Annotated in this window: 15 protein-coding genes, 1 tRNA gene and 2 pseudogenes; 12 read left to right on the top strand and 6 right to left on the bottom strand. The window is 72.4% G+C overall.

Annotation, left to right across the window (positions count from 1 at the left end):
* Positions 1-102: 102 nt before the first annotated feature.
* A complete protein-coding gene (gene upp / locus ACIPXC_RS30260) occupies positions 103-738 on the bottom strand; it encodes a uracil phosphoribosyltransferase (RefSeq protein ID WP_401624441.1) in 636 nt (211 codons plus the stop codon).
* Between the two features lie 163 nt (positions 739-901).
* Here upp and ACIPXC_RS30265 point away from each other — a divergent pair, with 163 nt between their 5' ends.
* The 10 genes and pseudogenes from ACIPXC_RS30265 to ACIPXC_RS30310 all read left to right on the top strand — a co-directional run bounded on the left by ACIPXC_RS30265 (position 902) and on the right by ACIPXC_RS30310 (position 7,854).
* Entirely contained in the window at positions 902-1,846 is a 945-nt protein-coding gene (locus tag ACIPXC_RS30265) for a universal stress protein (protein ID WP_401624443.1), read from the top strand.
* 84 nt (positions 1,847-1,930) lie between these two features.
* On the top strand, positions 1,931-2,110 hold the full coding sequence (locus ACIPXC_RS30270) for a hypothetical protein (protein ID WP_401624445.1): 180 nt from the start codon (positions 1,931-1,933) through the stop codon (positions 2,108-2,110).
* A 272-nt stretch (positions 2,111-2,382) separates the two neighbouring features.
* Positions 2,383-2,931: a hypothetical protein gene (locus ACIPXC_RS30275; RefSeq protein ID WP_401624447.1), complete on the top strand. Its 549-nt coding sequence runs from the start codon at positions 2,383-2,385 to the stop codon at positions 2,929-2,931.
* 59 nt (positions 2,932-2,990) lie between these two features.
* A complete protein-coding gene (tadA, locus tag ACIPXC_RS30280; RefSeq protein WP_401624515.1) occupies positions 2,991-3,419 on the top strand; it encodes a tRNA adenosine(34) deaminase TadA in 429 nt (142 codons plus the stop codon).
* 92 nt (positions 3,420-3,511) lie between these two features.
* Positions 3,512-3,596, top strand: a tRNA-Ser gene (locus tag ACIPXC_RS30285).
* Positions 3,597-3,702: 106 nt separating this feature from the next.
* On the top strand, positions 3,703-4,032 hold the full coding sequence (locus tag ACIPXC_RS30290) for a hypothetical protein (RefSeq protein WP_401624449.1): 330 nt from the start codon (positions 3,703-3,705) through the stop codon (positions 4,030-4,032).
* Positions 4,033-4,394: 362 nt separating this feature from the next.
* On the top strand, positions 4,395-4,556 hold the full coding sequence (locus tag ACIPXC_RS30295) for a hypothetical protein (protein ID WP_360865104.1): 162 nt from the start codon (positions 4,395-4,397) through the stop codon (positions 4,554-4,556).
* 446 nt (positions 4,557-5,002) lie between these two features.
* Positions 5,003-5,773 (top strand): annotated as a pseudogene (locus tag ACIPXC_RS30300) (RNA polymerase sigma factor SigF); the annotation flags it as partial.
* Positions 5,774-6,003: 230 nt separating this feature from the next.
* A complete protein-coding gene (locus tag ACIPXC_RS30305; RefSeq protein ID WP_030956999.1) occupies positions 6,004-6,846 on the top strand; it encodes an RNA polymerase sigma factor SigF in 843 nt (280 codons plus the stop codon).
* Between the two features lie 210 nt (positions 6,847-7,056).
* Positions 7,057-7,854, top strand: a complete 798-nt coding sequence (locus tag ACIPXC_RS30310) for a hypothetical protein (RefSeq protein WP_401624452.1) — start codon at positions 7,057-7,059, stop codon at positions 7,852-7,854.
* A 77-nt stretch (positions 7,855-7,931) separates the two neighbouring features.
* Here ACIPXC_RS30310 and ACIPXC_RS30315 read toward each other — a convergent pair whose 3' ends face one another.
* Positions 7,932-8,171, bottom strand: coding sequence for a hypothetical protein (locus tag ACIPXC_RS30315; protein ID WP_401624454.1), 240 nt, complete (start codon positions 8,169-8,171; stop codon positions 7,932-7,934).
* Positions 8,172-8,288: 117 nt separating this feature from the next.
* Between ACIPXC_RS30315 and ACIPXC_RS30320 the strand changes: the two genes are divergently transcribed.
* Both ACIPXC_RS30320 and ACIPXC_RS30325 read left to right on the top strand, forming a co-directional pair.
* The gene (locus ACIPXC_RS30320) at positions 8,289-8,729 is read left to right on the top strand and encodes a MarR family winged helix-turn-helix transcriptional regulator (RefSeq protein ID WP_401624456.1); all 441 of its coding nucleotides are present in this window, start codon (positions 8,289-8,291) and stop codon (positions 8,727-8,729) included.
* 85 nt (positions 8,730-8,814) lie between these two features.
* The gene (locus tag ACIPXC_RS30325) at positions 8,815-10,410 is read left to right on the top strand and encodes an MDR family MFS transporter (protein ID WP_401624517.1); all 1,596 of its coding nucleotides are present in this window, start codon (positions 8,815-8,817) and stop codon (positions 10,408-10,410) included.
* Between the two features lie 47 nt (positions 10,411-10,457).
* On the opposite strand, the gene ACIPXC_RS30330 is transcribed toward ACIPXC_RS30325, so the two are convergent.
* From ACIPXC_RS30330 to ACIPXC_RS30345, 4 genes and pseudogenes are all read right to left on the bottom strand, one after another.
* On the bottom strand, positions 10,458-10,748 hold the full coding sequence (locus ACIPXC_RS30330; RefSeq protein ID WP_401624458.1) for a hypothetical protein: 291 nt from the start codon (positions 10,746-10,748) through the stop codon (positions 10,458-10,460).
* Between the two features lie 172 nt (positions 10,749-10,920).
* A pseudogene (locus ACIPXC_RS30335) lies at positions 10,921-11,109 on the bottom strand (TetR/AcrR family transcriptional regulator); the annotation flags it as partial.
* 179 nt (positions 11,110-11,288) lie between these two features.
* Positions 11,289-13,487 (bottom strand): ArnT family glycosyltransferase, encoded by a 2,199-nt coding sequence (locus ACIPXC_RS30340; RefSeq protein WP_401624460.1) that lies wholly within the window; start codon positions 13,485-13,487, stop codon positions 11,289-11,291.
* Positions 13,484-14,809 carry a glycosyltransferase gene (locus tag ACIPXC_RS30345; protein WP_401624462.1) on the bottom strand — a complete coding sequence of 442 codons (1,326 nt, stop codon included), beginning with the start codon at positions 14,807-14,809 and terminating at the stop codon, positions 13,484-13,486. Before ACIPXC_RS30345 ends, ACIPXC_RS30340 begins: the two co-directional genes overlap by 4 nt.
* Between the last annotated feature and the right edge of the window lie 19 nt (positions 14,810-14,828).

Consider the following 14,828-nt stretch of genomic DNA (forward strand, 5'->3'; position numbering starts at 1 on the left):
GTGACCCCGCGTATCCGCCCACCGCCCCGTGCCCGGCCGGGCACGGGTCCGCCCCCGCCCGGGCCCGGGGCGCCCCGGGCGGGCCGCCGCGGCGCCCGAGGACTACTCCGCCGAGCCGTACATCCGGTCGCCGGCGTCGCCGAGACCCGGGATGATGTAGCCGTGCTCGTTGAGCCGCTCGTCCACCGCGGCCGTCACGACCGTCACCGGCGTGCCCGCCAGGTCGCGCTCCATGACCTCGACACCCTCGGGCGCCGCCAGCAGCACCACGGCCGTGACGTCGTCGGCACCGCGCTTGATCAGCTCCTGGATCGCCGCGACGAGCGTGCCGCCGGTGGCGAGCATCGGGTCCACGACGTAGACCTGGCGTCCGGAGAGGTCCTCCGGCATGCGGGTCGCGTACGTGGAGGCCTCCAGGGTCTCCTCGTTGCGGACCATGCCCATGAAGCCCACCTCGGCGGTCGGCAGCAGCCGCACCATGCCGTCGAGCATGCCGAGGCCGGCCCGCAGGATCGGGACGATCAGCGGCCGGGGGGCCGAGAGCTTCACGCCGGTGGTCGGGGCCACCGGCGTCTCGATGTCGGCCTGCTCGGTGCGCACGTCGCGGGTGGCCTCGTACGCGAGCAGCGTCACCAGCTCGTCCGCGAGGCGCCGGAACGTCGCGGAGTCGGTGCGCTTGTCGCGCAGGGTGGTGAGTTTGTGCGCCACCAAGGGGTGATCGACGACCTGCAAACGCACAACATCCTCCAAAACTCAGCCTGCGACCAGCAAAAACGGCCGCTCGACGCGACCTGCACCCAAAAGGCTACGCGCTGACGCGCCCCCTTCGCGTCCCGAGCGCCGACCATGCCCGCGGCGGCCTGCGGATGCGGCCCGCGCGGACGCCCAGCACGCTGGACTGATGAGCAGCAACGCACCGGTGATCGCAGCCGTCGACGGGTCCGAGCACAGCCTGGTGGCCCTCCAGTGGGCGCGGGGTGCCGCCCTGCGGCACGGTGCGGAACTCCTCATCGTCCATGTACTGCCCGACCACGCGCAGCTGTACGCGGGCCGCCGGGCGTCACTGCACGATGCCCGGCAGCCCGACGAGTTCGCCGACCCTGTGGGCGAATGGGTCCGGGGCGTGCTGGGCGAGGGCCCCACGCTGCCCGACGGGGTCCGGTACGAGTCGCTGGAGGGCTCCGTCCCCGAGGCGCTGCGCGTGATCGGTTCCGGCGCCCTGATGCTGGTGATGGGCTCGCGGGGACGCGGCGGCTTCGCCAGCCTGCTGCTCGGATCGAGCAGCAGGGCGGTGGCCTCCACCGCCCCGTGCCCGGTGGTGGTGGTCCCGCACGCCGAGCGCAACGCCGCCGCGACCACCTCCGAGGAGTCCGCCGGACGCGTGGTGCTCGGTCTGCACGCCGCCGAGACCCCCGACGACGTGCTGTCCTTCGCCTTCGCGGAAGCGGCCGTGCGGGGGACCACCGTCCAGGTGGTCTCCGCGTACGCCGTCCCGCCCGCGCCGGCCCTCGTGATCGACCGGCCCTTCGAGGTGATCCCACCGGAGGGACTCGCCGACGAGGGGGACGGCGTACCGGCCGAGCGGGAGATGCTCCGGTCCCAGACCGAGCGCCTGGCGCCGCTGCGCACCCGCTACCCGGACGTTTCCGTGGAGCAGGCCGCGGTCCCCGGCGACGCGGCGGGACGGCTGGTCGACGCCTCACGGTCGGCGGCCCTGGTGGTGGTCGGCCGCCACCACCCGCGGCGCACCGCCATGTCGCTGCAGATCGGCTCCGTGGCCCATGCCGTGCTGCACCACGCGCACGGCCCGGTGGCGATCGTCCCGACCCTCAAGGACGACGTCTGACCTGCACAGGGGTGGCATCAAACGCCCTGTCCGGGGGAAGGTGGGTGCAGGGGGAAACGACCGACCAGCCCAGGGTGGTGGCCGATGGCCGACACGCAGCCGAGCGACGACGCTCCGGAGACGGCGGCGCAGCGCCGAGCACGCCGCGCGCAGTTCCTGCGTGACCTGATGGAGGCCCGCGCGCTGCGCGATCGCGTACAGCCCCGCCGCGCGCGTGCGGCCCGTATGCGCCAGCAGATGCGCATGCGCACGTTCCGCTGGTGACGCGGGGACCGCGCGGCGCGACACGAGCGGCCGGTCGGGCAACCGGCACGGCCCTCGTCACCCCGGAACGCCCCGCCGCCACGGCCCCGGACCGGCCCCGGCGGGGGACGGCGCGGCACGACGCAAGCGCGGAAGACCTCTCGCAACGCCGCCGTTTCTGCCACGATGCCGATTGGGCGGGGCAGGGCGGCGAGCAGCACGGCCGCTTTCGTCCCATCCTCCGGCCGGGGGGACCTCCAACCGGCACGCCTACGACCAGTGGGAGAGTCACGGTGTATTTCGCCGCACTGCTCGCGCGCACCGAAGACGGGTGGGAAGCGAGCGACATGGAACTCGACGACGTCGAGTCCCTCAGTGATCTGATCGATCTCGCCCGTTCCGCCGCTGTCGACGACGACACGGTGGTCGCCCTCATCGAGCAGGAGGACGCCTGGTTCGGCGTCGTCCGCGTGGACGGCGAGGAGGACCCGCGGTACTTCGTGTCGAACGCCGCCGCGGCCGCCCGCAGCTCCTACGGCTCGATGCTGACCAAAGAGCTGCTGGGCAGCGACGAGGAGGACGACGAACTCGACGAGCTGGACCTGGACGGCACCGAGGACGGCGAGGAGGAATCCATCACCGCGTTCACGGACGAGGACGCCGACGAGGACGGGGCGCGCGGGCCCGGCTCGGAGCCGGTACCGGCCGGCCCGCTCGGCGACCCCCGGCTGCTGGACGACCTCGGCGTGACCAACAAGCAGCTGATGACCCTGGACGGCGACGCCCTTACGGAGATCGCCGAGTCCCTCGGCGCCACCGAGGTCCTGGAGGCCGTCCGCTAGTGCTCACCGCGAACACCACCGATCCCGTCGATCCCGTGCGGGACCCGTGGCGGGACTCCATGCGCCTGGCGCTCCAGGAGGCCGCCCGGGCGGTGCCGGCCGGCGATGTGCCGGTCGGCGCCGTCGTGCTGGGCCCGGACGGGGAACTCCTCTCCACCGGGTACAACGAACGCGAGGCGAGCGGTGACCCCACGGCGCACGCCGAGGTCCTGGCGCTGCGCAGGGCCGCCGCCGAGCTCGGGGAATGGCGGCTCCCGGGGTGCACCCTCGTGGTCACCCTGGAGCCGTGCGTCATGTGCGCGGGCGCGCTCGTGCAGGCACGGATCGCCCGGGTCGTCTACGGCGCGGACGACGAGAAGGCCGGCGCCGCCGGGTCGCTGTGGGACCTCGTACGGGACCGCAGGCTCAACCACCGGCCGGAAGTGGTGCGCGGGGTGCTCGGCGAGGAATGCGCACGGCAGCTGACGGACTTCTTCCGCCAGCTGTGAGCCGGGTCCGGCACGCCCGGGAACGGGCCTGCGGGAGGGGCCGGCGCGCACCGATTTCAGCGGATGGGGTTCCTTAGGCTAGGATCCATCTCGGTAGTGTGTCCGAGTGGCCGAAGGAGCTCGCCTCGAAAGCGAGTATGGGGCAACCCATCGGGGGTTCAAATCCCTCCACTACCGCTCCGATCGAGAGCCCCGCCCCGCAAGGGTCGGGGCTCTCGGCCTTTTGTCGGGGCTCTCGGACTTTTCCGGTGCGCTCCCGCTCGGCCCTCCGGAGGACAGCGGCGTGACCGCCCGCCCCCTCGGCCGTTGTCACGGCATGACCAAGACCCAGCGCATCCTCGCCGCCTTCGCCCTCGCGGGGGCCGCCGCGGGCCTCGCCGCACCCGCCGCTTCCGCGGACACCGCCCCGATCTCCCCGCTCGCCCTCCCGGACGTGCCGATCCCGTCGCCCGGTACGCCCGCGGGGGTGCAGCCCGCCTCCGTCCAGGAGGTCGTCGGGAAGGTCGGCGACGGCGCGAACGGGCTCAACGCGCTGACGGACCTGCCCAACCAGCTGGCTCCCGTGATCGCCCCCGTACAGCCGCTCACCGACCTGGCCGGCGCCATCCAGTAGCCGCCGCTCCGCGGGCGCACACGAAGAAGGCCCCGACCGGGGCCGGGACCTTCGACGCGTTTGCGGGGGAAGTGGCATCGGGGGGACACGCCACTTCCCCCGACGAGGACGGACCTGCCGGCCCGGCCGCAGTCAGGGGGAAGCACGCGGCCGGACCCCGCAGTGAGGCCCTGTCCCCCACCCACCGGTTTCCTGCCAGAACCGGTGGGCTCCCCTCCATCCTGCGTCCGCCCCGCCCGGCGGCCGACCGGCAAAGGACCCGGAGCACCGGGTCATTGGTCCTTAAAGGACAGGTGAGTGCCCAAACCCGACCGGTTAGACTCACCCGACTTGCAAGGACCGGTTGGGGAGGCCGCCCGCACGTGGACACCAAGAAGCTCATCACGGGTGCCCTCACCGTATTCGCCCTCTTCGTGATCATCACCCAGCCGAAGCGAGCCGCCGAGATCGTGGGAATAGGCTTCCAGGGGATATCGGATGCCGCCTCCGGCATCGGCGAGTTCATAACCGAACTGGTGCGCTGACCCGTACGCCGAAGCGGTTCCCGGACTTCCGGCCCCCCACTCGACGGGTGGGGGGCTTTTGCGTACCCACCGCCAGGCATAATGCCCGGATATGCCCAACTTGCCGTCAACACGGCGATATACGGTGCTTGCGCACAGTGCACATCTCTTGTGATGCTATGACCGCTTTTGACGGATGAGTTGACTGAAGGGGTGGCGTGACCGTGCCGGCCAGTACTGCGCCTCAGGTGCCACCCCAGCAGGACCCCCAGGTACCGCCCCAGCAGGAGCCCCGCACCGGAACGCGCCAGGGACAGCCGCCCGGGGAGTCCCCGGCCGCCCCTTCCGCGCCCCTTCCGGCAGCCTCTTCCGCGTCTCCTCCGGCAGCCTCTGCGCCGCCACCACCGGCAGCCTCTGCGCCGCCACCACCGGCAGCCTCTGCGCCGCCACCTCCGGCAGCCCCTCGGACCGCGGGCCGCGGCGCGGACACCCGGGCCCTCACCCAGGTCCTGTTCGGCCAGCTGAAGGGCCTCCAGCCGGGCAGCAGCGAGCACGCCCGGGTGCGCGGGGCCCTGATCGAGGCGAACCTCCCGCTGGTCCGGTACGCGGCCGCCCGCTTCCGCAGCCGCAACGAGCCGATGGAGGACGTGGTCCAGGTCGGCACGATCGGCCTGATCAACGCCATCGACCGGTTCGACCCGGACCGCGGCGTGCAGTTCCCGACCTTCGCGATGCCGACGGTCGTGGGCGAGATCAAGCGGTACTTCCGCGACAACGTCCGCACCGTCCACGTGCCGCGCCGACTCCACGAGTTGTGGGTGCAGGTCAACGCCGCCACCGAGGACCTCACCACCCTGCACGGCCGCACCCCGACCACCGCCGAGATCGCCGAGCGGCTGCGCATCACCGAGGACGAGGTGCTGTCCTGCATCGAGGCCGGGCGCAGCTATCACGCCACCTCGCTGGAGGCCGCGCAGGAGGGCGACGGGATGCCCGGGCTGCTGGACCGGCTCGGCTACGAGGATCCCGAGCTGGCCGGGGTCGAGCACCGCGACCTCGTGCGCCATCTCCTCGTACAGCTGCCCGAGCGTGAACAAAGGATCCTGCTGCTGCGGTACTACAACAATCTGACGCAGTCACAGATCAGCGCCGAGCTCGGCGTCTCGCAGATGCACGTCTCGCGACTGCTGGCGCGCAGCTTCGCCCGGCTGAGATCCGCAAACAGGATCGAGGCGTAACCACAACGGGCGTACATCATTCGCCTGTTTCCCGACAGAACGGGCTGATCACACTCTGCCCCCTTCTGTCGTCGGAACTATATGTCGACATGGCGCTACAGCGTGTTGCCGACATGTGACATTCTGCTTGAACCGCGTTTGCCGCGGCCCCGCCTCCGGTATTCAGGTGGAAGCTGCGTTCCTCTGACGGGCGCGCCGTACGCGACCGTCCGCGACCTCAAGGGGGTGGCATGTCCGTAGACCAGGGCAGCTCCAAGGTGCTCACGCTCGTAAAGCCCGTGACACCGCCGGCTGTTTCCGAACGCTCGGAAGCCATCGACACCCGCACCCTCTCCCGCTCGCTCTTCCAGCGACTCTCCACCCTGGACGCGGACAGCCCCGAACGGGCGTACGTACGCGACACCCTGATCGAGCTGAACCTGCCCCTCGTGCGGTACGCCGCCGCCCGCTTCCGCAGCCGCAACGAGCCGATGGAGGACATCGTCCAGGTCGGCACCATCGGGCTGATCAAGGCGATCGACCGCTTCGACTGCGAACGCGGCGTGGAGTTCCCGACGTTCGCCATGCCGACCGTCGTGGGCGAGATCAAACGATTCTTTAGGGACACCTCCTGGTCCGTGCGCGTCCCGCGCCGGCTCCAGGAGCTGCGCCTGGCACTGACCAAGGCCAGCGACGAGCTCGCCCAGAAGCTGGACCGCTCGCCGACCGTGCCGGAACTCGCCGCCGTGCTCGGCGTCTCGGAGGAGGACGTCGTCGACGGCCTCGCCGTCGGGAACGCCTACACGGCCTCCTCGCTCGACTCGCCCTCCCCCGAGGACGAGGGCGGCGAGGGCTCGCTCGCGGACCGCCTCGGCTACGAGGACACCGCGCTCGAAGGCGTCGAGTACCGCGAGTCCCTGAAGCCGCTGCTCGCCAAACTCCCGCCCCGGGAGCGGCAGATCATCATGCTGCGGTTTTTCGCGAACATGACGCAGTCGCAGATCGGCGAGGAGGTCGGCATCTCCCAGATGCACGTCTCCCGGCTACTGACGCGCACGCTCGCGCAGCTGCGCGTGGGCCTCATCGGGGACTGACGCGAGGGTGGGCGGTCCGGCATCCGGGCCGCCCGTTCGCGCCCCGACCGCTGGCCGGACTGCCCGGCCGGGCTGCCCTGCCGGATCGCCCGACCGACCGGATCGCCCGACCGCACGGATCACCCGGCTCGACCGCCCCGTGCGGCTGCGGTGCGGGCCATCCGCTGCCGATGCCTTCCCAATTGACGGAGCGTCAGGAACACTGGCGCGATGCGAAAGGGATCGCGCGCGGCCACCGCCCTGCTCGCCCTGTGCTGCACGACCGCCGCCGGCCTCACCGGCTGCGGCGGCCCGGGCCGCGAGGGCTTCTCCGCCGTGGGCGCCGCCGCCCCGGGACCCGAACGGGGCGCGGGAGAGAACGTCGCACCGCAGGGCGGGGTGGAGTTCCAGCAGTTCGGCAGCCCGTCCGCGGCGGGTGGATCCGCCGCGCCGCCCGCTACGTCGGCCGCGCCCCCGGGACCCGAGGGCGCGGGCGGCGCAGGCGGCGCAGGCGGCTCCACCCCGGGCGGAGCCACGAGCACCGCCCCCGGCGGCTCGGCGAGCGCCCCCGGATCCACCGGCGGCCCAGGCCGTACGCCCACGCCACCCGGCACTCCCGGTGCGCCGGGCACCGCGGACCCCACCGGCCCCACGGGTCCGACGAGCCCCGGCGGGCCGCCCAGCAGGCCGGGGACCACGCCCCCGGCGCCACCCCCGGCCACCCCGGCGCAGCTGACGCTGTCGGCGCCGGTCCGGTCCGCCGCGGCCGACCGCTGGTGCGAGCGGGTCGCCGTGACGTTCACCAACACCGGCACCACCGCGGCCCGTTCGGGCACAGTCAGCTTCGCGACGCACGTCATCGGCGCTCTCGGCGTGGACTGGGCCACGATCACCACGACCCAGCCGCTCCCCGCTCCCATCGCGGGCGGAGCCTCGAAAACGCAGACCTACACGGTGTGCCTGGAGGCCTGGCGGGTGCCGCTGGGCATGCACGTGGACACCCGGAAGGTCACCGCGACCTGGCACTGACCGGTCGCGGCCGCCCGGGACCGGTCAGTTCCAGGTCGCGGCCACCGAAAACCGGTCGGCTCCGCCGGTCAGCGGTCTCAGCGCAGGACCACCCAGGCGGCCGCGCCGATCACGAGCGCCAGCGCGAGGACCAGCGCCACCTTCACGGCCGGACCCGATCCCTTGGCGGCTTCCTGCTCGGCGCGACGCTGCCGGCGCGACCCCGGGCCCGCCTGCCGAGCCGGTGCGGCCTCCTCGACGAAGGCCCGGAACATCTGGGTGCTGCCCGCCGGGTCGTAGTTGCCCTCGGGGACCTGTGCGTTGGGGTTGTCAGCCATGGAGCAGGACCCTAGCCGGTTTTCCGATTCCTTTACCGCCCCACCCCCGGATTCATTTGCCTGTAGCAACCACCGACTCTTATGGTTGCCTCAAGCAACAAGATGGGAGGTCGCCCGGTGCCGACACGGACCACGCAGACGACGCGGACCACTCCGCACGAGGAGCTGGCCCGTCGGCTCACCGGAATCGGCGCGGTCAAGCGCGAGCTCGCCCGTAACCTGCCCCCCGACTGCCCGCCCGGCGCCGCCGCCGTGCTCACGGTGCTCGACCGGCACGGGGAGATGCGGCTGAGCCGGCTGGCCGACCTCATGGCCGTCGACATCTCGGTCACCAGCCGGCACGTCAGCCACATCACCGCCCGCGGCTGGATCGAGCGCGAGCCGGACCCCGGCGACGGACGCTGCCGCATCCTTCGGCTCACCCCCGCCGGACGGGCGCTGCTCACCGAGATCGGCGCCCGGTACACGGCCGCCCTGGAGAGAGCCCTCCACGACTGGTCCGCCCAGGACATCGACGTACTGAACACCCTGCTGGCCCGACTCCGATCGAGCTTCTAGAGAAAGGAAGGACATGGCCCAGTCGGAGAAGACCGCCGGCCCCGCGTCCACGGCCTCGGCCCCGGCCCCGTCCGCGTCCGTGGACATGACCCATCCCCAGATCATGAAGGCGCTGTCCGGGCTCATGCTCGGCATGTTCGTGGCGATCCTGTCCTCCACGATCGTTTCCAACGCCCTGCCCCAGATCATCAGCGACCTCGGCGGCACCCAGTCCTCGTACACCTGGGTGGTCACCGCCGCCCTGCTGTCCATGACGGCCGCCACCCCACTGTGGGGCAAGCTGTCCGACCTCTTCAGCAAGAAGCTGCTGGTCCAGATATCCCTGGTGATCTACGTCCTCGGCTCCGTGGTCGCGGGCATGTCCCAGAACACCGGCACTCTGATCGCCTGCCGCGTGGTGCAGGGCATCGGCGTCGGCGGCCTCTCCGCGCTCGCCCAGATCGTGATGGCCGCGATGATCTCCCCGCGTGAGCGGGGCCGGTACAGCGGCTACCTCGGCGCGGTCTTCGCCGTCGCCACCGTCGGCGGCCCGCTGCTGGGCGGCGTCATCACCGACACCGAGTGGCTGGGCTGGCGCTGGTGCTTCTACGTCGGCGTACCCTTCGCGATCATCGCGCTGATCGTCCTCCAGAAGACGCTCCGGCTGCCGGTCGTACGGCGCGACGTCAAGGTCGACTGGCTGGGCGCCTTCCTGATCAGCGCCGCCGTCTCGCTGCTGCTGATCTGGGTCACCCAGGCCGGCGACTCCTACGAGTGGATCTCCTGGCAGACCTGGGCGATGACGGGCGGCTCGGTGGTCCTCGGACTGCTCTTCGTCCTCGTCGAGTCCCGTGCGAGCGACCCGATCATCCCGCTGCGGCTCTTCCGCAACAAGACCATCACCCTCGCCTCCACGGCCTCGCTGTTCGTGGGCGTCGCGATGTTCTCCGGGACCGTGTTCTTCAGCCAGTTCTTCCAGTTGGCGCGCGGCGAGTCCCCCACGATGTCCGGAATCCTCACGATTCCGATGATCGGCGGGCTCTTCGTCTCCTCCACCGTTTCCGGTCAGGTGATCACCAAGACCGGCAAGTGGAAGGTCTGGCTCGTCTCCGGCGGCGTACTGCTGACGGCCGGAATGGGGCTGCTCGGCACCCTGCGGTACGACACCCCGTACTGGCACATCGCGGTCTACATGGCGCTGACCGGCCTCGGTCTGGGCATGATGATGCAGAACCTGGTCCTTGCCACCCAGAACCAGGTGGCTCCCGAGGACCTGGGCGCGGCCAGCTCGGTCGTCACCTTTTTCCGCTCTCTCGGCGGCGCCATGGGTGTCTCGGCGCTGGGTGCGGTGATGGCCCACCGGGTCACCGACTACGTACGGGACGGGCTCGCAGCCCTCGGCCCGAAGGCCGCGGCGGCCATGGGCCAGAACGGCACGGCCGGGGGCGGGATCCCCGACCTCGACAAGCTGCCCGCGCCCATCCGTGAGGTGGTCGAGTCCGCGTACGGGCACGGCGTCGGCGATGTCTTCCTCTACGCCGCCCCGTTCGCGCTCCTCGGGCTGGTGCTGGTGGTGTTCATCAAGGAGGTCGCCCTGAAGTCGAAGCCGGCGGTCCACAGCCCGGCAGCGGCTTCGGACGGTGCCTCGCCCGCCGGAACCGCCGGGACCGGCGAGGTCGCGGAGACCACCGTCAAGGCCTGACCCCCGCCTGAGCCTCGCCTGAGCGCCGTCCGACAGCCGGGCGGCGCTCAGGCGTTGGCCGTGGCCGGTGTCTCGGCCTGTACCTCGGCCTTGGCCTCGATGCCCGCGATCAGGACGTCGAGTGCCAGGCAGAAGTCGCTCTCGGGCGCCCGCCGGACCGCGCCCCCGCAGCCGTGCAGGAACTGCCGGACCGCCAGGTGGGCACCGGTCCGGGCGGTGTCCAGCAGGCCGGTGGCGTCCACCAGCCGCTGGAGGGCGGCGTCGAAGGCCCGGGCGTGGGGGCCGATGTTCGGGTACGCGGCGCTGAGCGGAGCCACCCACGGGTGGTCGGCCAGCACCCGCCGGTAGCCCCGGGCCAGATCCCTCAGCCCGTCCTGCCAGCCCGGCCCGCCTGAGCCGTACGGTCCGGCCGGCAGGGCCTGCTCCCCCAGGGACCCGGTCCAGGGCGAGTTCGAGCAGATCGTGCCTGGTGTCCACGTACCGGTAGAGGGACATCGCGGTGACGCCGAGCCCGGCGGCCAGCCGCCGCATCGAGAACCGGCTGAGCCCGTCGGCGTCGAGCAGCCGGGCGGTGGCCGCGGTGATCCGCTCCCGGTCGAGCCCTGAGGGGGCCTCGGTGCGGCGTCTGGCGGGTGTGGCGGGCCCGGCCACCAGCCACACGCTGGGCCGGATCTCGCCCGGATCGGCCGCGGTCACCATGCGGGCACCCTCCTCGCGACGGCTGGACCAGCCCGGAATGCCCGGTCCGCCCCCTTGATGCTAGGGGGTGGGCCGGGCATTGCGAGCTGATCGGCGGAGACCCCCTGGAGGTGTCCGCCAGCCCGGGCCGAACGACGGCGATCAGGGACTCGGGGGATCGAGGATCGGGGATCGGGAGATCAGGACGCCGGGGCCGTCAGGTCGTAGAAGGTGGCGCCGCCGACCGTGGACTCCTTGAACGTGGCCTTGACCCAGTTCTCGATCTCCGTGCTGGTTCCACCGCCGGGCCCCCCGGGACCACCGCCGTCACGATGTCCGCCGTCCTCGTCGGCTCCGCCGGTGGCGGTGCCCCCCTGGCCGATGAACCAGTGGATCCTCCCGTCCTGCACGTACTCCTTGAACTGCTCCAGGGTCGGCGAGGGGTCGCTGCCGTTGAAGCCGCCGATCGGCATGACGGGGACGCCGGAAGCCAGCTGGTAACTGGCCGCGTTCTGCGAGCCGATGGCCGCCGCCCCCCAGGTGTAGGAGTCGGCTCCGGCCGTCAGCGCCGCCTTGGCCTCGGTGCTGACACGGGCGCCGTTGAGCAGTCCGCCGGCGCCGCCGCCGCGTCCGCCCGGGCCCGCGCCGGCCATTGCGCCGGGGAAGCCTCCGGGGAAGCCGCCCGGACGCTCGGCTGCACGGCCGTCCGTTCCGGGCATGCCGCCCCGGCCCTGTGCACCCTGCCCCTGGCCCTGGCCCTGCCCCTGGCCGCCCTGGCCCGGCGGTACGGCGCCCTGCGGCAGTGCGCCACCCGGCTGCTGCCCGCCGCCGCGGCCGCCCTGCGGCATGTCGCCGAACCCGCCCGGGCCGCCCGTCATCCCGCCGGGGCCGCCCCGGCCTCCCGCCACCGCCGGTCCGGCCGTCACGATGGAGCCGGTGTGCCCGGTGCTCACGGTGGTCATGCAGTACGCGAACGGCCCGGCCAGGGCCGCCACCACGCCGAGACCCGCGGTGGCCCACAGCATCCGCCGGCCGGCCCGCCCCGCGAACGGCAGCGCGACCGCGGCGAGCAGCCCGCCCACCAGCACCGCCCAGCGCAGCCACGGCAGGTAGCCGGTGGCGCGGCCGAGCAGGACGTACGACCAGAGCGCCGTCAGCGCGAGCGTGCCGGAGAGGGTGGCCGCGGCCACCACGTTGCCCCGCTCCTCCCACAGCACGGCGACGCCCATGCCGATCAGCGCGGCCACGAAGGGCGCCAGGGCCACGGTGTAGTACTCGTGGAAGATGCCCTGCATGTAGCTGAAGACCACCGCGGTGATCAACAGGGAGCCGCCCCAGGCCAGGAAGGCCGCGCGCGCCATGCCCTCCACCGAGTCCGTGGTGCGGCGGGCCCGCCAGGTGATCACCAGCCCGGCCACGAGCAGTACCAGGGCCGCCGGCAGCAGCCAGGAGATCTGCCCGCCGATGTTGCCCGAGAACAGCCGGTCGATGCCGCTCTCGCCCCACCGTCCACCGCCACCGCCACCACCGGGACCGCCCGCTCCGCCGCCGACGCTGCCGGTCTCATTGCCGTTGATCCGGCCGAGACCGTTGTAGCCGAGGGTCAGCTCCAGGAAGGAGTTGTTCTGCGAGCCTCCGATGTAGGGGCGGGAGGAGGCGGGCCACAGATCGACGACGGCGACCCACCAGCCGCCCGCCACCACCATGGCGCCCCCCGCGAGCAACAGCTGCCCGAGCCTCCGGCGCAGCCCGGTGGGCGCGCAGACGGCGTACAGCGCAGCGAGCGGCGGCAGGATCACGAAGGCCTGCAGGGTCTTGGTCAGGAAGGCGAACCCGACCGCGACGCCCGCCCACACCAGCCAGCGGGTGTGCGCCCCTTCGAGGGCCCGCAGCAGGCAGTACGTGGTGACGGTGAGCAGCAGGGTCAGCAGTGCGTCGGGGTTGTTGAAGCGGAACATCAGCGCGGCCACAGGCGTCAGCGCGAAGGCGGCCCCGCTCAGCAGCGCGGCTCCCGGCCCGAACTGGCGGCGTACGGAGGCGTACAGCACACCCGTGGTCGCCACCCCCATCAGGGCCTGCGGAACCAGGATCTGCCAGGAGCCCAGTCCGAAGAGCCGGACCGACAGCATCATCGGCCACAGGGCGGCCGGGGGTTTGTCGACGGTGATGGAGTTGCCGGCGTCGGAGGAACCGAAGAAGAAGGCCTTCCAGCTCTCGCTGCCGGCCTGGACGGCGGCCGAGTAGAAGGAGTTCGCGTAGCCGGAGGCGCCCAGGTCCCACAGGAGCAGGGCCGCGGTGGCGATCAGCAGCCCGGCGAGGGCGGGTCGTTCCCAGCGGGGCCGGGCGGCTGGGGCGCCGGCCACGGCGGCCGGGAAGAGCGGGAGTGCTGCCGTGGTCATCGGCCCTCCTTGGTCGTGGTCGTGGACGTGGTCGTGGCGGTGGCGGTCGCGGTTGATGTGCGGGGGCTGCATGGATCGGTGCCGCGCCGCTCGGGGAAGACCCAGGCGCGCAGGAGCAGGAAGCGCAGCACGGTAGCTGCGAGGTTCGCGGTGATGAGGACGGCCAGCTCGGTGCCGTGCGCGGGATGCGGCGTAGCCGCCGCGAGGGCGGCGAGGGAGCCGCTGGTGAGGGTCAGGCCGATACCGAAGACCACCAGCCCCTGGGCCTGGTGACGTACGGCCCGCTCCCTGCCGCGGATCCCGAAGGTGAGCCTGCGGTTGGCCGCGGTGTTGGCGACGGCGGAGAGCAGCAGGGCCGCGCCGTTGGCGAGCTGGGGGCCGGCCCCGGCCCGGAAGGCGGAGTACAGCACCAGGTAGAGCAGGGTGGAGAGGATTCCGACGGTGCAGAAGCCGATGAGCTGTCGGGCCAGCCCGCTGTCCACCCCGGGCACCGCGGTGCGGTCGCGCGGGTCGTCGCCGAAGGGACGGGCGAGCCGGTCGAGGGGGAGCGCCCCCACGGCCAGCGCCCGGCCGACGCGCCAGACGCCCTTGAGGTCCTCGGTGGCGGTCTTGACGATGTGCACGGTGGAGTCGGGGTCGTCGACCCAGTCGACGGGCACTTCGTGGATCCGCAGGCCGGCCCGCTCGGCGAGCACGAGCAGCTCGGTGTCGAAGAACCATCCCGTGTCCTCCACCAGCGGCAGCAGTCGCTCGGCGACCTCGCGCCGGATGGCTTTGAAGCCGCACTGCGCATCGCTGAACCGGGCGGCGAGCGAGGACCGCAGTAGGAGGTTGTAGGCGCGGGAGACGAACTCCCTCTTGGCTCCCCGTACGACCCGTGAGGAGCGGGCCAGACGGGTGCCGATGGCGAGGTCGGAGTGACCGGAGATCAGGGGGGCGACCAGTGGCAGCAGCGCGTTCAGGTCGGTGGAGAGGTCCACGTCCATGTAGGCGAGGACGGGGGCGTCGGAACCGGACCACACCGTACGCAGGGCTCTGCCCCGGCCCTTCTCCTCCAGCCGGGTGCTGCGTACGCAGTCCAGTGCCGCGGCGAGCGCGGCCGCGACCTCGGGGGTGCGGTCGGTGCTCGCGTTGTCGGCGACCGTGATCCGGAAGGGGTAGGGGAAGGTCCGTGTCAGGTGGTCGTGCAGCCTGCGCACGCACGGCCCGAGGTCCTTCTCCTCGTTGAAGACCGGGATCACCACGTCGAGGACGGGCTCGCCGGGCACGGGCGCGAGAGGCGCCCGTGCCGGAAGGGCCCCGGGAGAGGTGTCGGTTGGCATGCTCCGACCCTCGTGGAGC

It is taken from the genome of Streptomyces sp. NPDC090021 (genome assembly GCF_044748225.1).
Lineage (GTDB): Bacteria > Actinomycetota > Actinomycetes > Streptomycetales > Streptomycetaceae > Streptomyces.

Coding starts and splice junctions, on each gene's coding strand:
- ACIPXC_RS30265 (WP_401624443.1), top strand. CDS start 902: ATGAGCAGCAACGCACCGGTGATCGCAGCCGTCGACGGGTCCGAGCAC.
- ACIPXC_RS30270 (WP_401624445.1), top strand. CDS start 1,931: ATGGCCGACACGCAGCCGAGCGACGACGCTCCGGAGACGGCGGCGCAG.
- tadA (WP_401624515.1), top strand. CDS start 2,991: ATGCGCCTGGCGCTCCAGGAGGCCGCCCGGGCGGTGCCGGCCGGCGAT.
- ACIPXC_RS30305 (WP_030956999.1), top strand. CDS start 6,004: ATGTCCGTAGACCAGGGCAGCTCCAAGGTGCTCACGCTCGTAAAGCCC.
- ACIPXC_RS30310 (WP_401624452.1), top strand. CDS start 7,057: ATGCGAAAGGGATCGCGCGCGGCCACCGCCCTGCTCGCCCTGTGCTGC.
- ACIPXC_RS30315 (WP_401624454.1), bottom strand. CDS start 8,171: ATGGCTGACAACCCCAACGCACAGGTCCCCGAGGGCAACTACGACCCG.
- ACIPXC_RS30325 (WP_401624517.1), top strand. CDS start 8,815: ATGACCCATCCCCAGATCATGAAGGCGCTGTCCGGGCTCATGCTCGGC.
- ACIPXC_RS30340 (WP_401624460.1), bottom strand. CDS start 13,487: ATGACCACGGCAGCACTCCCGCTCTTCCCGGCCGCCGTGGCCGGCGCC.
- ACIPXC_RS30345 (WP_401624462.1), bottom strand. CDS start 14,809: ATGCCAACCGACACCTCTCCCGGGGCCCTTCCGGCACGGGCGCCTCTC.